This window comes from Pseudorhodoplanes sp. (assembly GCF_059499825.1).
This window is the reverse complement of record NZ_JCABZI010000011.1, coordinates 115,913-134,659: the sequence shown is the minus strand read 5'-3', so window position 1 is coordinate 134,659 and position 18,747 is coordinate 115,913. Positions and strand designations below refer to the sequence as shown.

Sequence of the window (18,747 nt, the reverse complement as noted above, 5' to 3'; positions counted from 1 at the left end):
GACATCGCCGGCTCTCGTAACGACGGAGGGCGTCGGCGAGACGATAATAAGTCTCTCCGACGCCCTCGGTCTGTCTGGGCCCTGGTTTCTCTGATCTCGTTCTTCCCGTCCCGCTTTTGTCGCTTCCCGGATTTGTCCGTCTGAAGCGGTGTCGGGACCTTAGCCTGCCTTTGCCTTCAGGCGCGTATTGCACGCACTCCAGAATTTCGGCCAGGTCATGCTCTTCTCGACTGTCCCGGCCTTGCGCGCCTCGCGCCATTCCGCACCGCATTGCTTCTGACGATCCCTGACCGCGGCGCGTGCGGCTGACGCCTTCGCCTTTTTCTCGGCACGGGACTTCTTTGCTTCCGCGCGCTTGGCCTTTCGCTCTTCGGCCTTCTTTGTCTTGGACGTGTCGTTGTCGGTCGTTTCCTTTGCCGCGGGCGCCTGCGCCTGCGCCGGTGCGCCCTGCAGCACCGTGCATGTCAACGCCGCCGCGACCGTCGCAGCCAATATTGCCTTGCTCATTTTGACTTTGCTGACCTTGCTGACCTTGCTCATCGCTACGCTCCCTTGCACAACCCTGCGTGCCTTGGCGGAAACACTATGCCCTGGCGGTGGGGCGGTCCATATGGCGAGGTTGCGACTGCGGCGCCGCCGCCTTAGGTGTCGACCGTCGATCGTGACATGCAGGAGAAAGCGATGACGCGCAGACCGGCCAAGAAGGCAAAGGCGAAATCAGCGGGCAGGGCGCGGACCGTTGCTCCCAAGCGCAGCTCGTCCGCAAAGTCCGGTACGAGCCCGAAGCGCAAGGCGACGCCGGCAAAGCGCAAGGCCCCGGCGGCAAAGCGGCAACGCCCGATCGAACTCCATTACTGGCCGACGCCGAATGGCTGGAAAATCTCGATCATGCTCGAGGAGTGCCGGCTGCCTTACGTCATGAAGCCGGTCAACATCTCCACCGGCGACCAGTTCAAGCCGGAATTTCTGGCGATCTCTCCAAACAATCGCATGCCGGCGATCGTCGATCCCGACGGGCCCGGCGGCCGGCCGATCTCGGTCTTCGAGTCGGGTGCGATCCTGCAGTATCTCGGCCGCAAGACCGGGAAATTCTATCCGGCGGACGAGCGTGCGCGGACCGCGGTGGATGAGTGGCTGTTCTGGCAGATGGGCGGGCTTGGGCCGATGTCGGGGCAGGCGCATCACTTCCGGATCTATGCACCGGAAAAGCTGCAATATGCCATCGACCGATACACCAACGAGGTGCATCGCCTGTTCGGGGTCATGAATATCCGGCTCAAGGATCGCCCGTTCCTGGCCGGCAAGTATTCGATCGCCGACATGGCTTGCGTCGGCTGGGTGTCGCGCTGGGAACGGCAGGGGCAGGACATCAATGAGTTTCCGCATCTGAAGCGATGGCTGGAAACGCTGATGGCGCGGCCGGCGGTCGAGCGCGGCATCAAGCTGCGTGTGGAAGAGGCGTCGCAGGTCGACATGAAGGATCCGAACGTCCAGGCGCTCCTGTTCCGGCAGCGGGCACGCAGCGGCTAACGTCCGACTTCGGTTTTGGCTGAAGCGGCACTGCGCACCCAGCGCGCTCTCTCTTTCGAAGAGAGAGACGACCGGAGATTGCTGCCGCTTCTACATGTCAGCGAACCGCTCCGAGGAGAACCGCGCCTTCAGGACGGCGCGGCTCTCCAGAGATCTCCTGATACAGCGGCATGCTGAATTGGTTAGGGCCGCGACAAGATTGAAGGTTTTCGAACCGTAACCGCGATTGCAGAAACCCCTGATTTTAGCTGCGAATCGCATTCTCGCGCCGGCTCACTCCGATCGCGGCTTAACGCTCGATTCATCGCGACGCTTAAACTGCCATTCAAATTTTCCGCGACATCATCGCCATCGTCCGAATGGGGGACGTTATCCGCCGGCTACAGGCGGAACAGATGACAGGGGAATGATGATGGCGCGTTTTGAATTGGCTTCACCCGACATCGTGGCGTCGGGGCAGGGATCGGCGAGTGCGGATCTGTTCTACGATCTGGGCATCCGCTACTCGGTCGGCACCTGCGTGCCGGCCGATCTGGTCGCCGCGCATAAATGGTTCAACATCGCCGCGCTGAAAGGATGCAGCGACGCGATCCGGTTGCGCCAGGAAATCGCGGCCAACATGTCTCCGTCCGAGATCGCCGCGGCCCAGCGCGCGGCCCGCGACTGGCTGACCTCGCACTAATTTATGGGCGGGGGCTGGGTTCCCGGTTGCTTGCGGGGGCGGTCTTGGGCATATCCAGTGGTACCGGAGACGTGGCCGAGTGGCTGAAGGCACTCGTTTGCTAAATGAGCATACCCCAAAAGGGTATCGAGGGTTCGAATCCCTCCGTCTCCGCCACTCACGTCTCAGCCAATGACCGATTCTCGTTTTTGGGCGGTTTTGACCGGTCCAAGGGCCGACCCGACCGGGTTCCAGCCGCATGGCTTTTTTCGCGGCACGTCCGGATGGAGGTTCGGCGGAACGATGTCCATGGTCCGTTGCGATCGAAAATGTTATTCATTGTCAGATGCTTATCTGGCATTATGAAGTTCCGCGAGGTGGTCCCGAAGCGCGTGCCATTTGTGCAACAGGGGCTTGAAAACATTCAAAACTGCCTGTGCATGAGGCGTTTCCGGATTGCACGGTGAGGGACGTACGATAATCTGCACTGGCGACGGAGGGGGCGTCCCCAAGTCGTGCTGCTGGGTTGTCTCTCGGGGGTTTCGAAAGAGAGCCAAGCAGTTCGCGGGGAATAGGGGAACCTCATTGGGTGGCTTTCACCCAGCGGAGTTTGAGCCCTCCCTAAAGCAAACTTGGAGGTTCAACATGAAGATGGTGAAAAGCCTTCTCCTCGGCTCCGCTGCCGGTTTGATTGCAGTGGCTGGGGCGCAGGCGGCCGATCTTCCCGTAAAGGCCAAAGCGGTCGAATACGTGAAGATCTGCAGCCTGTACGGCGTCGGCTATTATTATATCCCGGGTACCGATACCTGCATCAAGATCGGCGGCTATGTCCGTCTTGAAGCCTATCACAACGCCGCGGGTGGTCTCTACTCGGAAGGCACCCCGCAGGGTGCATTCACTCGTCATACGTCGGACTTCGCCATGCAGGCTCGTTTCCGCATGTCGGCTGACGTTCGCACCCAGACCGAATACGGCACGCTGCGTTCGTATTTCGCCTTCGGTCTGAATGCACTCAACAGCGCGGGCGGCGCCTACGAGACCTCAGGTCCGACCCTCGCTGTGGCGATGGAACGCGCCTTCATCCAGTTCGCCGGCTTCACGCTCGGCCGCTCGGATACCTTCTTCGCGTTCTATAACGGCGCGGCTTACGGCCTGGTGCCGTTCGGCTTCGACGGTTCGTCCGGCCCGTCCGGCCTGAACGTGGCTGCCTATACCTGGCAGTTCGGCAACGGCCTGTCGGCGACCTTCTCGGTTGAAGATCAGATCGGCCACTCTGCCGGCGTGATCGACCTCAACACCAACGGGTTGATGGGTGGCGCTTCTGTCGGTGGCGGCAACATCTTCCAACCAAACGGCGGTGGGGACCAGCAGGGCGGACACATCCCTGACCTCGTTGCCAACCTGCGTGTCGACCAGGCTTGGGGTTCTGCCCAGATCATGGGTGCCCTGCACAACGTGGGTGCTCGCTACAACACAACCCTGCCTGCTGACGCGACCTGCGCTACCGGCGGTCCCAACACCAACCTCTGCGGCTATCCCAGCAACGAGTGGGGCTGGGCGGTCGGTGCCGGCATGACCCTGAAGATGCCTTGGGATGCCAAGGACACCCTCTCCGGTCAGATCGCTTATGCCGAAGGCGCGAGCAGGTATGTTGCCTTCACCTACGGCAACCGCAGCCTGCATCGTGACGAAGGTGTTTCCATCGGCGCCTTCAACGATGCCGTGTTCGCCAGCGGTAATGCTCAGACGGCCGGTGTCGGCAACACTCTCGAGCTGACCAAGACCTGGGGCGGCACGCTCGCCTTCGAGCATTACTGGACCCCGACCCTGCGTACCTCCTGGGTCGCCGGTTACCTCGAAGTCGAATATTCCGACGCTGCGAAGCAACTGCTGGTTAATCGCGGTTCTGCTTCCTGTGCCGGAAACGGTGTGGCGCTGACAAACAACGGCGCTGCTGCGGCCAACGCGCGCTGCGCGGATGCTGATTGGTCGATGTGGCGCCTTGCCTCTCGCACCATGTGGAACCCCGTGCAGAACCTCGATGTGGGTCTCGAAGTGGCCTACACCCAGGTCAACACGGCGTTCGGCGGTGAGGCTACACTTGCTGCCAACCAAGGTGGGTCCGGCTTGTCGGGCGGTCGCTACACCCTCGACGACAACGCTTACTGGACTGCCACGTTCCGCGTGCAGCGCAACTTCTGGCCATGAGCCAGGACTGGCTGTGATCTGACGATCATTGCCTGACCTAAACGGAGCCCCCGGTCGCAAGACCGGGGGCTCTGCTTTTGTGGACACGGTCTGCTTCCGGCGCACGCACTTTGTCACTTCCCTGTGAGAGCCTCTCGTACGCGGCTTGAAACCTTATAGGCTTCAGACAGTCGTCATGCTGATCGCGGCCTGTCGCACCGCGATCGCCAGCGTGCTCAATTGTGCTCCCTGGAGCGAATCGCGATCCGAGCAGAGGAATCCTCATGAACAGACGCCAAAGCCTGAAATTGATCGCGAGTGCCGCCGGCGTTGCGGCCGCAGGCAGCCTGCTGAGCAGGCCGGCTGCCCTCGCGCAGACTGCGCCCGCATCCGGCCCCTTCAAGCTACCGCCGCTCGGATATGCGTACGATGCGCTCGAGCCCAATATCGACGCGCAGACCATGACCATCCATCATCAGCGGCATCACGGCGCCTTCATCGCCAATCTCAACGGGCTGGTGGGGAAATATCCCGAGCTCGCGAATTTCGTCGAAAATCCCGCAGCGCTGCTCAGTGACCTGTCGAAGGTCCCGCTCGATGTCCGTACGCCGGTTCGCAACAATCTCGGCGGGCATTGGAATCACACATTTTTCTGGGAATTGATGACGCCGGGCGGTGCCAAGGAACCCACCGGAGATCTGAAAGCGGCCATCGACCGCGACCTGAAGTCCAGCAACGAGATGACCGACAGGCTCAACGCCGCGGGACTCGGCCGCTTCGGGTCCGGCTGGGCCTGGCTGGTCGTGACCAAGGACAAGAAGCTCGATATCGTCAACACGCCGTACCAGGACACGCCACATATGGAGCTGGCGGCGAAGCCGGTGCTGGGCGTCGACGTGTGGGAACACGCCTATTATCTGAAATACCAGAACCGCCGCGCCGACTATCTCAAGGCCTGGTGGAACACCGTGAACTGGGACAAGGCCGGCGACAATTTCAAGAAAGCGATGGGCTGATTCAGCTGCGCGTCCAGACCCGCGGTTGCCGAAACGCGCCGCGGGTCACGCGTGACCTCAGCCCTTGGCGCGGAGCAGGCGGCCGCGCTCGCGATCCCAGCTTCGCTTTTTCAGAGTATCGCGCTTGTCGTGCAGCTTCTTGCCGCGTGCGAGCGCGATCTCGACCTTTGCGCGCCCCTTCTCGTTGAAATAGAGCTTCAGCGGTACGACCGTGAAGCCCTGCCGGTCGACCGCGCCGATCAGCTTGTTGATCTGGCGCTTGTGCAGCAGGAGTTTGCGCGGCCGCTTCGGCGCATGGTTGTCGCGGCCGGCCTGCGAATATTCCGTGATGGTGGAGTTGATCAGCCAGAGCTCGCCGTCGCGTGAATCCGCATAGGATTCCGCAATCGTCGCCTTGCCGGCGCGGAGCGATTTGACCTCGCTACCGGTCAGCGCGACGCCGGCCTCGAAGGTTTCGCCGATCTCGTAATTGAAGCGCGCCTTGCGGTTGTCGGCGACGATCTTGAGCGGACGCTCTTTTGCCTGAGCCATTCGCTTCGCTAGTTCAACAGGCCCGCATGCACCATCGCATCGCGGATCGCGGCCTTGGTGCCGGACGTCACCGGCAGGAGCGGCAACCGCACCTCTTCATTGCCGCGCCCGAGCAGCGACAGGCCGCATTTCGCACCCGCCAGTCCGGGCTCCATGAAGATCGCGTGGTGCAGCGGCACAAGGCGGTCCTGCACCGTCAGGCCTTGCCGATAATCACCCGCCAGCGTCGTGTCCTGCAGCTGCTTGCACAAGGCCGGCGCCACGTTCGACACCACCGAGATGCAGCCATGGCCGCCCGCGGCGTTGAAGGCCAGCGCGGTCATGTCCTCGCCGGAGAGCTGGATGAAGTCGTCGCCCATGGCCTGCCGTTGCAGCGACACACGCGCGAGGTTGCCGGTCGCGTCCTTCACGCCGGCGATGTTCTTCAGCTCGAACAAGCGCTTCATCGTATCGACCGACATGTCGACCACCGAGCGCGGCGGGATATTGTAGATGATGATCGGGATGCCGATCGCATCGTTCACGGCCTTGAAATGGTGGACCATGCCCTCCTGGGTGGGCTTGTTGTAATAGGGCGTCACCACAAGAACGGCGTCGGCGCCGGCCTTCTCGCCGTGCTTCGCAAGTGCGACCGCTTCCGAGGTCGAGTTGGAGCCGGCGCCGGCAATCACAGGCACGCGGCCTCGCGCCTGGTCGACGCACCATTCCACCACCTTGTGATGCTCAGGATGCGACAGCGTCGGACTCTCGCCCGTGGTCCCGCACGGAACCAGGCCGTCGGTGCCCTCGGCAATCTGCCACTCGACCAGGTCGCGGAAGGCTTTTTCGTCAAGCTGGCCGTCGCGAAACGGCGTCACCAGAGCGGTGAACGACCCCCGGAACTTTCCGCTAGCTGTCATGTCTGAACCCCGGACGGCATCATTTCGAGTGGATCATGCGACCCTGATCGCCACGGTTACCCGGGCGCAGGAATTGCGATCAATAGCGGGTCGCCCCGGGGCTTGAAAGCGAATGTTCTTGACGAAACGGATCGCGGTTGGTGATGCCGTCCCCATGCCGCGGTGTCGCCGCTTTCCGGTGGCAGTCACGCCTTGTGAATCGGTAAACGGTTCCTCAGCATATTCAAGGCAATAGCAAACCTGCACCATCCGATTCGGAAGGCGAGGGCTTCGATTTGACACGCAAAGGCTCGTTCACGGCCGTTATGGCCGGCTTTGCCGCATTGCTGGCCGCCGCGGCCGTCGTACAGGCGGCGCCTAAAACGAAGACAGACGAGGCGACGGCCGCCAAGGCCCGGACGGGGGCGGAAAAAAAGGCGCCGTCGAAGAAGGCCGCCGAGAAAAAGCCCGCGAAGAAGGCTGCCAAGGACAGTCCGGCGAAAAAGAACGCGGCCAAACCCGGTGCCAAGTCCGCATCGAAGTCGGCCGCCAAAGCCCCGGTGCCTCTGCCCAAGCGCCGTCCCGCCGAAAGCGCGACGGCCGCCGGCGCATTCCCCACTCCGATCGGCACGGCGCCGATCCTGCCGTCGGGCCTGGTGCCGGCCGTCACTGCGAGCGCACCGGCATTGGTGGCGCCGCAGCGCGAAGCGGCGCTGACGCCTCCCACGTCCCGGTTTCCCTCGGCGCTCGTTCCCGCCGCGCCGATTTCGGCCGATACCCTGGCTGCGGTGAAGAAGGCGGTCGAGTTGACCCGGCGCCGTCGCAACAGCGAGGCAACGGCGGTCGCGTCAACAGTGACCGACCCGGTCGCGGTCAAGCTGATCGAATGGCTGGTCCTGCGTGCCGAAAACGACGATTTCGACTTCCAGCGCTATGCGGGTTTTGCCACCGAGAATCCGACCTGGCCGAACATCAATCAGTTCCGGCGCAAGGCCGAGGCCGCGTTATTCCAGAACGGCGTGAACGATGCTGTCATCCGTCGCTATTTCGCCATCACCACACCGCTGACGGCGAAAGGCAAGCTGGCCTTGGCGCGCGCTCTGCTGTCGCAAGGCGACCGGGCCCAGGCGCAGCAACTCGTGCGCGAGACCTGGCGCACCGATGCCCTGAGCGCCGACATGGAACGTCAGGTGCTCGACAATTTCGGGTCGCTGCTGTCGGGCGGCGATCACAAGGTCCGGATGGATCGGCGCCTCTATGCCGACGACGAAGGCGCGGCCCTGCGCGCAGCTCAGCGGCTCGGAGCAGCGCAGGTCGCGATCGTGCGGGCATATGCAGCCTTGTCCGACAAGTCGCCGAAGGCGAAGGCGTTGCTCGACGCCGTTCCCAGCGAGGTGCGCGGCGATACGGCCTACCTGTTCGCCCGGGCGCGCTATCTGCGGCGCGCGGACCAGATCGACGAGGCCGCCAAAGCCGTGCTTGCGGCTTCGTCTGCGGCCAGCGCCGTGCACGATCCAGACGAATGGTGGGAAGAGCGGCGGTTGCTGGCGCGCAAGCTGCTCGATGCCGGCGAGCACCGCACCGCGTTCCGGGTCGCGCGGGAGGCCGCAATGCCCGAAAAGGAAGGGTCGCGGGTCGAGCATCTGTTCACGGCGGGCTGGATCGCGTTCCGTTTCCTCAACGACCCGGCAACCGCAAAGCCGCTCTTTGCAGCAACCATCCAGGTCGCCGAGCATCCGGCATCGCGGTCCCGCGGCCATTACTGGCATGCCAGAGCCTCCGAAGCGCTCGGTCAGACCGCCGAAGCGCGCACCCATTACGAGCGCGCGGCGCAGTTTTCGAGCACCTATTACGGCCAGATCGCGCATGCGCGTCTGGGCGGCTCCGAATTGCGGCTGCCGCCGCCGCCGCAGGCGCATCCGCAGGCCCACCGGCTCGAAATCGTCCGCGCGATGGAAATGCTTTACGCGATCGACGAGCGCGATCTGGTGGCGTCCGCGGCCGTCGACATGGCCGACCGCGCGGTCGATCCGGCCGGACTTGCCAGCGTCGCCGCGCTGGCGGAGCGCAAAGCCGACGCGCGCACCCTGGTCCTGCTCGGACGCACCGCCGTGAGCCGCAACCTGCCGTTCGAATATTACGCCTATCCCACCGCAGGCCTGCCGAAGTTCACGCCGATCGGCCCGCCGGTCGAACCGCATGTCGCCTACGCGATCGCGCGCCAGGAAAGCGGCTTCAACCCGCGCGCCCGATCGAGCGCGAATGCGCAGGGGCTGATGCAGGTGCTGCCGGGGACCGCGAAGCTGGTCGCCAAGCGCAACGGCATCCCGTTCGACCCGAAAAAGCTCTACGATCCGATCTACAACGTGCAGATCGGCGCCGCCGAACTCGGCCACGCCATCGGAAATTATCGTGGCTCCTACATTCTCACCTTCGTTGCCTACAATGCCGGACCGGGCCGCGTCCGCGAATGGGTCGAACGTTTCGGCGATCCCCGCGATCCCAAGATTGATCCGATCGACTGGGTGGAGCGAATTCCGTTCTCGGAAACGCGCAACTACGTCCAGCGGGTGATGGAGAACATGCAGGTCTATCGCGTGCGGTTCGGCGCGTCCCGGAACCTGATGATCGAAGCCGACCTGCGGCGCGGCATGGCGGCAAACTGACGACGGGATCGTTTGCCGTCGGCGTCGTGGGCATTAGACTGACCGGATGCCGGATCCAGCAGCCTCGTTGACTGTCGACAGCCGTTTCATCTCGGCGGCGGATGGCCTGTCGCTGCATGTGCGCTGCTATGAGCCGGCAGCGGCTTCCACCTACATGCCGGTGCTGTGCCTGCCGGGCCTCACGCGCAACGAGGCCGACTTCACTCCATTGGCGACGTATCTGGCCACGGATCGCACCTTTCCGCGCCGGGTGTTTGCGCTCGATTCGCGGGGCCGCGGCCGGTCCGCCTACGATCCGGACTGGCGCAATTACAATCCGGCGGTCGAACTTGCGGACGTGCTCGCGGTGATCGCCGCGCTTGGCCTTCACCGCGCCGCGTTCGTCGGGACGTCGAGGGGCGGGATTTTGACCATGTTGCTGGCGGCGGTGCGGCCGGAATTGATCGCAGGCGCCGTGCTGAACGATATCGGGCCGGTAATCGAACCGGCCGGCCTCGAACGTATCAAGCGCTATGCCGGGAAAATCCAGCAGCCGCGCGACTTTGCCGAGGGCGCGAGCCTGCTGCGGGACCTGTTCGGCGCGCAATTTCCGCGCCTCGACCAGGCCGCGTGGGTCGCCTGGGCGCATCGCAGCTGGCGGCAGGACAAGGGGGAGCTCATCGGCCGATACGATCAGGCGCTTGCCAACACCCTCGACGGCGTCACACCGGATCAGCCGATGCCGGATCTGTGGGCGCAGTTCGATGCGTTGCCGCCGGTCCCGCTGATGGTGGTACGCGGTGGCTTGTCTGACATTTTGTCAGCGGAGACGGTCGAGGCAATGCGGGCGCGCCGGCCGGATATCGAGGTGCTCGAGGTGCCGGACCAGGGCCACGCGCCGCTGCTGGCGGAGCCCGAGATCATGTCACGGATATCGACGTTCCTCGCGCGCTGCGACAAGCCTGCCTCGCGATAGGGTCTGATGGCGCAACTGGCGCCGTTCTTCATCGCTGCGGTTCGTAGCCGCAACAGCAATCGCCCTTCACGTCCGAGCGACCTGCGCTTCGAGCCCGCTTGCACATCAAGTGCTCGCCGGAGCGAGCTCTGAAAAGCAGTCCCCGAAAAGCAGAACCCCCGGTCTTGCGACCGGGGGCTCCATTTCAGATCAGGCAATGATCGTCAGATCACAGCCGGTCGTGGCTCATGGCCAGAAGTTGCGCTGCACGCGGAACGTGGCAGTCCAGTACGAGTTGTCGTCGATGTTGTAGGTACCGCCCGACAGGCCCGAACCACCCTGGTTCGGATTGAGGACAGCGGTACCGCCGAAGGCCGTGTTGACGTTGGTATAGGCAACTTCAACACCCACATCGAGGTTCTGCACCGGATTCCACATCGTGCGCGAGGCAAGGCGCCACATCGACCAGTCGGGATTGCTGCACTGGGCGTTGTTTGCCAGGGTGATGCCGTTACCAGCGCAGGCCCCAGCGCCGCGGTTGACGAGCAGCTGCTTCGCATTGTCGCTGTACTCGACTTCCAGGTAACCGGCGACCCAGGAGGTACGCAGGCTCGGGGTCCAGTAATGCTCGAAGGCGAGCGTGCCGCCCCAGGTCTTGGTCAACTCGAGAGAGTTGCCGACACCGGCCGTCGCCGCATTGCCGCTGGCAAACACGGCGTCGTTGAAGGCGCCGATGGAGACGCCATCGTCACGATGCAGGCTGCGATTGTTGTAGGTGAAGGCAACGTACTTGCTCGCACCTTCGGCGAAGGCGATCTGACCAGAGAGGGTGTCCTTGGGATCCCAAGGCATCTTCAGGGTCATGCCGGCGCCGACCGCCCATCCCCACTTGTCGTCGGGATAGCCGCAGAGGTTGGTGTTGCCACCGCCGCCAGCGCAGGTCGCGTCAGCAGGCAGGGTGGTGTTGTAGCGCGCACCGACCTGATGCAGGGCACCCATGATCTGGGCCGAACCCCAAGCCTGGTCGACACGGAGGTTGGCGACCAGATCAGGCATCTTGGCGCCCGCTTGATCGCCGCCGCCGTTCGGCAGGAACAAGTTGCCGCCACCGACGGTTCCACCGCCCATCAACCCGTTGGTGTTGAGTTCGATTACGCCGGCAGAGTGAGCGATCGCGTCTTCGACCGAGAAGGTCGCCGACAGGCCGTTGCCGAACTGCCAGGTATAAGCCGCCACGTTCAGGCCGGACGGGCCGGACGAACCGTCGAAGCCGAACGGCACCAGGCCGTAAGCCGCGCCGTTATAGAACGCGAAGAAGGTATCCGAGCGGCCGAGCGTGAAGCCGGCGAACTGGATGAAGGCGCGTTCCATCGCCACAGCGAGGGTCGGACCTGAGGTCTCGTAGGCGCCGCCCGCGCTGTTGAGTGCATTCAGACCGAAGGCGAAATACGAACGCAGCGTGCCGTATTCGGTCTGGGTGCGAACGTCAGCCGACATGCGGAAACGAGCCTGCATGGCGTAGGTCGAGCCATGACGCGTGAAGGAGCCCTGCGGGGTGCCTTCCGCATACAGACCGCCGGCATCGTTGTGGTAGGCCTCGAGACGGACATAGCCGCCGATCTTGATGCAGGTGTCGGTACCCGGGATGTAGTAGTAGCCGACGCCATACAAGCTACAGATCTTCACGTATTCTACTGATCTCTCCTGTCCGGCAAAAAAGTACGAGTGATTTCAGGCGTTTAGCCGCATGCCTGCCGGGCTGTCCCGGTCAAAATGCGGAGGCCGCACAGGGGATGGACTGGGTGCAGAAACGCACGGCCGGCATCGGAATCGATTTTATTCCTGCAGGCATATTGTCGCAGGGGGCGGAGTCGTGCTGCGGAGCCGATCGGCGTTCTAGGTATGGCCTAGGTGGGCGCATTTTTCGGCGCAACGAAGCCGCATGGCGCGCACGAGGCCTCGCCACGCCCAGAGGCCGACGGGAGCCTTTAGGCGAACAATTCGATTGCTTCTCGGATGAGTTGATAGCGCGACAATTCGCGCGGGGGTGCGCACACGGCCATCGGGCCGGCGCAGAAAAGCTAAATGATGAAGAGCTGGGCCGGTTAGGCCGTGGCCTGCTCGAGCGGCTGAACGGTTGCGGCGATCTCGATGGGCGCCGCCGGAGCTTTGACCGCACCAGCGATCACATTGGCCACGACCTCGGCCGCACTGTTCAGCGTGTCCTGCGCCAGATGCGCATAGCGCTGCGTGGTGCGCGGCTGCGTGTGCCCGAGAAGCCCTTGTACGACGTAAAGCGACACGCCTTCATTCACGAGAAAGCTCGCAAAGGAATGCCTCAGGTCGTGCAGCCTGAGGTCGTCGAGAATGGCTCGCTGCTTGATCCGGGTCCACGGAAAGTGGAGCGACGGGCAGGGGCGGCCGGTGATCGGCGAGGGGAAGATGTAGGGATTGCCATCCACGCGAGGGATCGCTCGCAACAGCGCCATGGCCTGGCCGTTCAATGCGATCACGCGCGGCTTGCCGGATTTGGAGACGGGCACCAGCAGGGTGCGCCGCTCCCAGTCGATGTAGTCCCACTTCGCGTGCGAGACCTCGTTACGACGGGCACCGGTGAGCAGCAGCATCATGATGGTGTGCGCGGCGCTGCGGTTCTCGTCGATATTGATCGAAGCGATCAGACGCTTCGTTTCCTCAGGCGTGAGGAAGCGGTCGCGCTGCACGTCCGGAGCGGTATTGAGCCCCGCGGTCGGATTTTCGCGAACGCCTGCGATCTTCCACTTGCGCGCCAGGTTGAAGATGAAGCGGATCAGGATCAGCACCCGATTGGTCGTGCCGCTCGCATAACCCTTGTCGCGCATCTGCTGGATGAGATCGGCAATCGCATCGCCGGAGATTTCGTCGATCGGTTTGGAGCCGAGCAGCGGCAGGATGTGGACGCGAAAGACGGTCTCGTCGGTGCGCCAGCTTCGCTTGTAGGCCTTCACATGCGGCAGGTAGCGGTCGCGCACCAGTTGGGCCAGCGTCGGGATTTCCCGCAACTCCCGTCGGCGAGCCTGCGGATCGGCGCCGAGCAGGGCCTGGGCCAGGATCAGACGCGCCTTCTTCCGCGCCTGATCGAGCGAAAGGACATCGGCCGGACCGATCTTGAATTGCCGCTCGCGACCGCGCTCGTCGGCATAGCGCTGATAGAACGTCTTCCCGCCCGAACGTCTGACCTCCAGCATGAAGCCCCGTTGATCGGAATCGAAATAGTCGATCTTGGCTTTGGCCGGATCGCAGTTCGCGTTCTCGATGAAGGTTTTGGACAGGGCGACTTTGGGCATGGGACCCTTAAACGCAACTTTAATGAAGCGGATGTCACACCAGATGACATTCCCTCGTCAAGTCATTGGAAAACAAAAGATATTTTGAGCGACAGGGATGTCAGGTGTGACGAATTGCGCGTCGTTATTCGTGAGTTATGTGTCATAAGAAATGACATGCGCGGAGGGCCGCAATGATCGGCGACAATCGGCGCAAGAAATTCTCGGTCGTGCTGAACATGGCTGCAATGAACGAAGAGCGCCGCGAATTTGCGTCCAAGGTCCGTGCGGCGCGCGCGTTGTTGGGCTGGAGCCAGGCCGAGCTCGGTCAGCGGGTGGGCGTCACGCAGCGCTCGATCAATCGGCTGGAGCAGGCCGGTGTGGATGTGCGTCGTTCGACTGCGGTTGCGATCGAGGGCGTGCTGCGAGACGAGGGAATTTCCTTCGAGATGGTGCCGTCCGGCGGCTTTCGCATCATGGTGCAGCCGCGGCGAAAGCGAAGCCCGATCGACTGAGCAATCCTTCGGCGGGATTCTCTACGCGCTGTGTGGCAGAGCGCTGTCGACAAAGGCGCGCGTCGCTGCAAACACCGCCCTGAACATGTCGGGCGTAAGCACACCGGTATTGGTGTTGTAACGTGAGCAGTGATAGCTGTCGAAAAGCGTGATGCGTCCGATCGCGTTCGCTGCGCCATGACCGAATTTCACCGCAGACTTGCGCGCGCCCAGCGCGGTGACCGCGGCATCATGCGCGATCCGTCCAAGCGCAACGATCGCCCGTAAATCCGCCATCTCCGCGATCGTGGCTTCCAGAAACGAGCGGCAGGTCAGAATCTCTGCCGGCAGAGGCTTGTTCTCGGGCGGAACGCAGCGCACCGCATTGGTGATGCGTGCATCGATGAGTTCGAGATTATCGTCGACGCGCGCACCGAACTGTCCGCGGGCGAAGCCGTATTCGACCAGCGTTGCGTAGAGCAGGTCGCCGGCATAATCGCCGGTAAAGGGGCGGCCGGTCCGGTTCGCGCCCTGCAATCCGGGCGCGAGACCGACGATCAGGAGGCGAGCGGAGAGGGGTCCGAACGAGGCGACTGGCGCATTGAACCAGCCCGGCTCGCGATCGCGCCATTGCGACCGGAACGCGACCAGCCGCGGACAGAGCGGGCAGTCCCGGCCCGGTTTACCGCTGTCGCGAATGTAGGCCGGATTCTCAGTCCTCGAAGTCGTCGCCATCGGGGCCGATATTGGCGCGTTGCGTCGGCCGCTGCAAAAATTGCGGGGTATGTTGGCGTGGCTCGCGGCCCTCGCGCGGCTCCCGGGCTGGACGCTCGGACGGGTCGCGGCCGATCTTGGATTGGAGGGTGATGATGTCGACGAACTCATCGGCCTGACGGCGCAATTCGTCGGCGATCATGGGCGGCTGCGACGACATGGTGGAGACCACCGTGACCCGCACGCCGCGCCGCTGCACCGCCTCGATCAGCGAACGGAAATCGCCGTCGCCCGAAAACAGCACCATGTGGTCGATCGAACCCGCCAGTTCCATGGCGTCGACCGCCAGTTCGATATCCATGTTGCCCTTGACCTTGCGTCGGCCGGTCTGGTCGACGAACTCCTTGGTCGCCTTGGTCACGACGGTGTAGCCATTGTAGTCGAGCCAGTCGATCAACGGGCGAATCGATGAATATTCCTGATCTTCGATCACCGCCGTGTAATAGAACGCCCGCAAAAGATACCCGCGCGACTGGAATTCACGCAGCAGGCGCTTGTAGTCGATGTCGAAATTCAAAGATCGCGCGGTCGCGTAAAGGTTGGCACCGTCAATAAAAAGCGCTGTCTTTTCGAGATTCGATCCCATTGCGTAGTCTGATCCTTGTTAATCCGCCGGAGCGGCTTGCCGCCCGGATGGCGTTGGTCACGTAATGCGTCGGGTTGGCGGCAAATGATGGCCGTTTTGAGCGGCGCGAGACGCGGGAAAACCATGCGAGGACGCAGCGAAATTTGAGTGTCCTTACCAATATTCTGAAGCCGTCCGTTTGGTTCCGGCGCGGTCGTTAGCAGACGCCGGGTGGGCGGTCCAAGGCAAAACGGCCAGATGGTTCAGCGTAATTTACTTCTTGCGATTCCGGGGGCATGGGGGTACCAACGCCCACAATTCCCAGTGAAAACCCCGCTTAGGAGTGACAAGCCCATGGCCCGTGTCACCGTCGAAGACTGCATTGACAAGGTTGAGAACCGCTTCGAACTCGTGCTTCTCGCGAGCCACCGCGCCCGCATGGTGTCGTCCGGTGCGCAGATCACGGTCGATCGCGACAACGACAAGAACCCGGTCGTGGCGTTGCGCGAGATCGCCGAGACCACGATCTCGCCCGGCGATCTGAAGGAAGACCTGATCCACTCCCTGCAGAAATATGTCGAGGTCGATGAGCCCGAGCCCGAAGCGCCGCTGATCGGAACCTCCGGGTCGGTCGATGCCGACGACACCGACGTCGCCATGGAGCACATGAGCGAGGAAGAGTTGCTGAAGGGCCTGGAAGGGCTGACCCCGCCCGAGGCCCAGCCCGAAGAAGAAGAATAGAGCCGCCGGTTCAGGCTCCCGCAACGAGGCCCGGCATTTGCCGGGCCTTTTTGTTTCTTAACCCTTCGCCATGACCTTGCGGGTTCGACGAAGGGCCGTGATATGATTTTCTAGGCCGCATCGTCGGCCGGAGCGAGTTATGGCGCGGTCGAACCCTCAATTGCCACGGATGCAGAACCAGGCGCGGACCCGCGCGCCACTGGAACTCAGCGCATCTGCCCTGGTATCCGCGCCCGAAAAGCCGAAGCCCGCAGCCAAGCCGCAAATGATGCGGCAATACGAACTGGTCGAACGGGTCCGCAGATACAATCCGGAGACCGACGAGGCGCTGCTCAACCGCGCCTATGTCTATGCGATGAAGGCCCATGGCGAGCAGAAGCGCGCGTCGGGTGATCCCTATTTCTCGCATCCTCTGGAAGTCGCCGCGATCCTGACCGACCTCAAGCTCGATGACGCGACGGTTGCGGCCGCCTTGCTGCACGACACCATCGAGGACACGCCGGCGACCCGGGTCGAGATCGACGAGTTGTTCGGCAAGGAAATCGGCGTCCTGGTCGAGGGCCTGACCAAGCTGAAGAAACTCGACCTCGTGACCAAGGAGGCGAAGCAGGCCGAAAACCTGCGCAAGCTGCTGCTTGCCATCGCCGACGATGTCCGCGTGCTGCTGGTCAAGCTTGCGGACCGGCTGCACAACATGCGCACGCTGCATCATGTCCCGGTCGAGACCAGGCGGCGGATGGCGGAGGAAACTCTCGACATCTACGCGCCGCTCGCCGGCCGCATGGGCATGCAGGAGATGCGCGAGGAGCTCGAGGACCTGTCGTTCCGCGAGCTCTATCCGGACGCCTATCAGGTTGTGACCGAGCGCCTGCTGACGCTTGGCCTTCGCAACAAGGACCTGATCATCGACATCGAGCAGCAGCTCACCCGCAAGCTCGCGGATCGCGGGATTGCCGCCAAGGTGAGGGGAAGGCAGAAGCGCGCCTATTCGATCTGGCGCAAGATGGAGCGCAAGTCGGTCGGCTTCGAGCAATTGTCGGATATCTTCGCCTTCCGTCTGATCGTGAACGCGGCCGCGGAATGCTATCAGGCGCTCGGTGTGGTCCACACCACATGGCCGGTCGTGCCCGGCCGGTTCAAGGATTACATCTCGACGCCGAAGCAGAACGACTATCGCTCGATCCACACCACGGTGATCGGGCCCGGCAAGCAGCGCGTCGAGTTGCAGATCCGCACCCAGGAAATGGACGACATCGCCGAATACGGCATCGCGGCGCACGCGCTCTACAAGGATGCGAGCGTGTCGCCGTCCGATATGCTGTCGCGCGAGTCGAACGCCTATGCGTGGCTGCGACGCACCATCGAATTGCTTTCGGAAGGATCCAATTCCGAAGAATTCCTCGAACATACCAAGCTCGAGCTATTCCACGACCAGGTGTTCTGCTTCACCCCGAAGGGCAAGCTGATCGCATTGCCGCGTCATGCGACGCCGATCGACTTTGCCTATGCGGTCCATACCGATGTCGGCAACATGGCGGTCGGCGCCAAGATCAACGGCAAGATCGCGCCGCTTGCATCCGAATTGCAGAATGGCGACGAGGTCGAGATCATGACCTCCAAGGCGCAAAAGGCGCCGCCCGCTGCGTGGGAGTCGATTGTCGTCACCGGCAAGGCGCGCGCCTCGATCCGCCGCGCCACGCGCGTCGCGGTGCGCGACCAATATGCCGGGCTTGGCCGCCGCATCGTCGAGCGGCTGTTTCATCGCGCCAAGAAGGATTATTCGGACGAGAAGCTGCAGGGCGCGTTGCCGCGGCTCGCGCGGTCGTCGATCGAGGAGGTCATGGCGGCTGTCGGCCGCGGCGAGATGAAGGCATCCGATGTCGCGCGCGCGATGTATCCGGATTATCTCGAAGAGCGCGCGGCACTTGCAACGCCCAAGGGCGACAGTTCGTGGCTCGGTTTGCGCCGCGCGAAATCGGTGAAAGCCAAGGTGCCGGCCGCCGACAGCGCGACGGCCATTCCGGTGCGTGGCATCAACAGCGATCTTCCGGTGCGGTTCGCGCCGAATGGCGGTGCGGTGCCGGGCGACCGCATCGTCGGCATTCTCACACCCGGCGAGGGTATTACCATCTACCCGATCCAGTCGCCGTCGCTGCAGGAATTCGAGGACCGGCCGGAGCAATGGCTCGACCTGCGCTGGGATGTCGACGAGCGCGAACCGCAACGGTTCCCGGCCCAGATCGTCGTCAAGTCGGTCAACGAGCCGGGTTCGCTGGTGCAACTTGCCCAGGTCATCGCCGAGAATGACGGCAATATCGACAATATTCGGATGGAACGTCAGTCTCCCGATTTCACCACGTTGACCATCGACCTCGAGGTCTACGATCTGAAGCATCTGACGGCGATCATCGCGCAGTTGCGGGCGAAGGCCGTGGTCGCGAGCGTGGCGCGCGTCAACGGTTGAG

The 18,747-nt window shown here is 63.0% G+C and carries 16 protein-coding genes and 1 tRNA gene; 10 read left to right on the top strand and 7 right to left on the bottom strand.

What is annotated here, in order from left to right; translation table 11 throughout:
* Positions 1–159 precede the first annotated feature (159 nt).
* The gene (locus AC5I5I_RS16745) at positions 160–540 is read right to left on the bottom strand and encodes a hypothetical protein (RefSeq protein WP_495975052.1); all 381 of its coding nucleotides are present in this window, start codon (positions 538–540) and stop codon (positions 160–162) included.
* A 141-nt stretch (positions 541–681) separates the two neighbouring features.
* On the opposite strand from AC5I5I_RS16745, the gene AC5I5I_RS16740 reads away from it, so the two are divergent.
* The 5 genes from AC5I5I_RS16740 (at position 682) to AC5I5I_RS16720 (ending at position 5,394) form a co-directional block, all read left to right on the top strand.
* Positions 682–1,530, top strand: coding sequence for a glutathione S-transferase N-terminal domain-containing protein (locus AC5I5I_RS16740; protein WP_495975051.1), 849 nt, complete (start codon positions 682–684; stop codon positions 1,528–1,530).
* A gap of 412 nt (positions 1,531–1,942) precedes the next feature.
* Entirely contained in the window at positions 1,943–2,212 is a 270-nt protein-coding gene (locus tag AC5I5I_RS16735) for an SEL1-like repeat protein (protein WP_495975050.1), read from the top strand.
* Between the two features lie 65 nt (positions 2,213–2,277).
* A tRNA-Ser gene (locus tag AC5I5I_RS16730) sits at positions 2,278–2,368 on the top strand.
* Positions 2,369–2,836: 468 nt separating this feature from the next.
* The gene (locus AC5I5I_RS16725; RefSeq protein WP_495975049.1) at positions 2,837–4,399 is read left to right on the top strand and encodes a porin; all 1,563 of its coding nucleotides are present in this window, start codon (positions 2,837–2,839) and stop codon (positions 4,397–4,399) included.
* A 263-nt stretch (positions 4,400–4,662) separates the two neighbouring features.
* Complete coding sequence (locus AC5I5I_RS16720) at positions 4,663–5,394, top strand: superoxide dismutase (RefSeq protein ID WP_495975048.1); 732 nt, start codon at positions 4,663–4,665, stop codon at positions 5,392–5,394.
* Between the two features lie 57 nt (positions 5,395–5,451).
* Here the strand turns inward: AC5I5I_RS16720 and smpB are convergent, their stop codons facing one another.
* A complete protein-coding gene (smpB, locus tag AC5I5I_RS16715; protein WP_495975047.1) occupies positions 5,452–5,925 on the bottom strand; it encodes an SsrA-binding protein SmpB in 474 nt (157 codons plus the stop codon).
* An 8-nt stretch (positions 5,926–5,933) separates the two neighbouring features.
* Positions 5,934–6,824 (bottom strand): 4-hydroxy-tetrahydrodipicolinate synthase, encoded by an 891-nt coding sequence (gene dapA / locus AC5I5I_RS16710; RefSeq protein ID WP_495975046.1) that lies wholly within the window; start codon positions 6,822–6,824, stop codon positions 5,934–5,936.
* A gap of 275 nt (positions 6,825–7,099) precedes the next feature.
* On the opposite strand from dapA, the gene AC5I5I_RS16705 reads away from it, so the two are divergent.
* Both AC5I5I_RS16705 and AC5I5I_RS16700 read left to right on the top strand, forming a co-directional pair.
* On the top strand, positions 7,100–9,469 hold the full coding sequence (locus tag AC5I5I_RS16705; protein ID WP_495975044.1) for a transglycosylase SLT domain-containing protein: 2,370 nt from the start codon (positions 7,100–7,102) through the stop codon (positions 9,467–9,469).
* A 46-nt stretch (positions 9,470–9,515) separates the two neighbouring features.
* Entirely contained in the window at positions 9,516–10,424 is a 909-nt protein-coding gene (locus AC5I5I_RS16700) for an alpha/beta fold hydrolase (protein ID WP_495975042.1), read from the top strand.
* Between the two features lie 225 nt (positions 10,425–10,649).
* Here the strand turns inward: AC5I5I_RS16700 and AC5I5I_RS16695 are convergent, their stop codons facing one another.
* Together AC5I5I_RS16695 and AC5I5I_RS16690 are read right to left on the bottom strand one after the other, a co-directional pair.
* Entirely contained in the window at positions 10,650–12,089 is a 1,440-nt protein-coding gene (locus tag AC5I5I_RS16695; RefSeq protein ID WP_495975040.1) for a porin, read from the bottom strand.
* A 419-nt stretch (positions 12,090–12,508) separates the two neighbouring features.
* Complete coding sequence (locus AC5I5I_RS16690) at positions 12,509–13,729, bottom strand: tyrosine-type recombinase/integrase (RefSeq protein WP_495975038.1); 1,221 nt, start codon at positions 13,727–13,729, stop codon at positions 12,509–12,511.
* A 173-nt stretch (positions 13,730–13,902) separates the two neighbouring features.
* On the opposite strand from AC5I5I_RS16690, the gene AC5I5I_RS16685 reads away from it, so the two are divergent.
* Entirely contained in the window at positions 13,903–14,223 is a 321-nt protein-coding gene (locus AC5I5I_RS16685; protein WP_495975036.1) for a helix-turn-helix domain-containing protein, read from the top strand.
* A 21-nt stretch (positions 14,224–14,244) separates the two neighbouring features.
* On the opposite strand, the gene AC5I5I_RS16680 is transcribed toward AC5I5I_RS16685, so the two are convergent.
* Both AC5I5I_RS16680 and AC5I5I_RS16675 read right to left on the bottom strand, forming a co-directional pair.
* On the bottom strand, positions 14,245–14,937 hold the full coding sequence (locus tag AC5I5I_RS16680; protein WP_495975034.1) for a uracil-DNA glycosylase: 693 nt from the start codon (positions 14,935–14,937) through the stop codon (positions 14,245–14,247).
* Complete coding sequence (locus AC5I5I_RS16675) at positions 14,915–15,562, bottom strand: LabA-like NYN domain-containing protein (RefSeq protein ID WP_495975032.1); 648 nt, start codon at positions 15,560–15,562, stop codon at positions 14,915–14,917. The genes AC5I5I_RS16680 and AC5I5I_RS16675 overlap by 23 nt, the downstream gene beginning before the upstream one ends.
* 333 nt (positions 15,563–15,895) lie before the next feature.
* On the opposite strand from AC5I5I_RS16675, the gene rpoZ reads away from it, so the two are divergent.
* Both rpoZ and AC5I5I_RS16665 read left to right on the top strand, forming a co-directional pair.
* Entirely contained in the window at positions 15,896–16,282 is a 387-nt protein-coding gene (gene rpoZ, locus AC5I5I_RS16670) for a DNA-directed RNA polymerase subunit omega (protein WP_325611148.1), read from the top strand.
* Between the two features lie 169 nt (positions 16,283–16,451).
* Positions 16,452–18,746, top strand: a complete 2,295-nt coding sequence (locus AC5I5I_RS16665; RefSeq protein ID WP_495975327.1) for a RelA/SpoT family protein — start codon at positions 16,452–16,454, stop codon at positions 18,744–18,746.
* The last annotated feature ends 1 nt before the right edge of the window (position 18,747 follow it).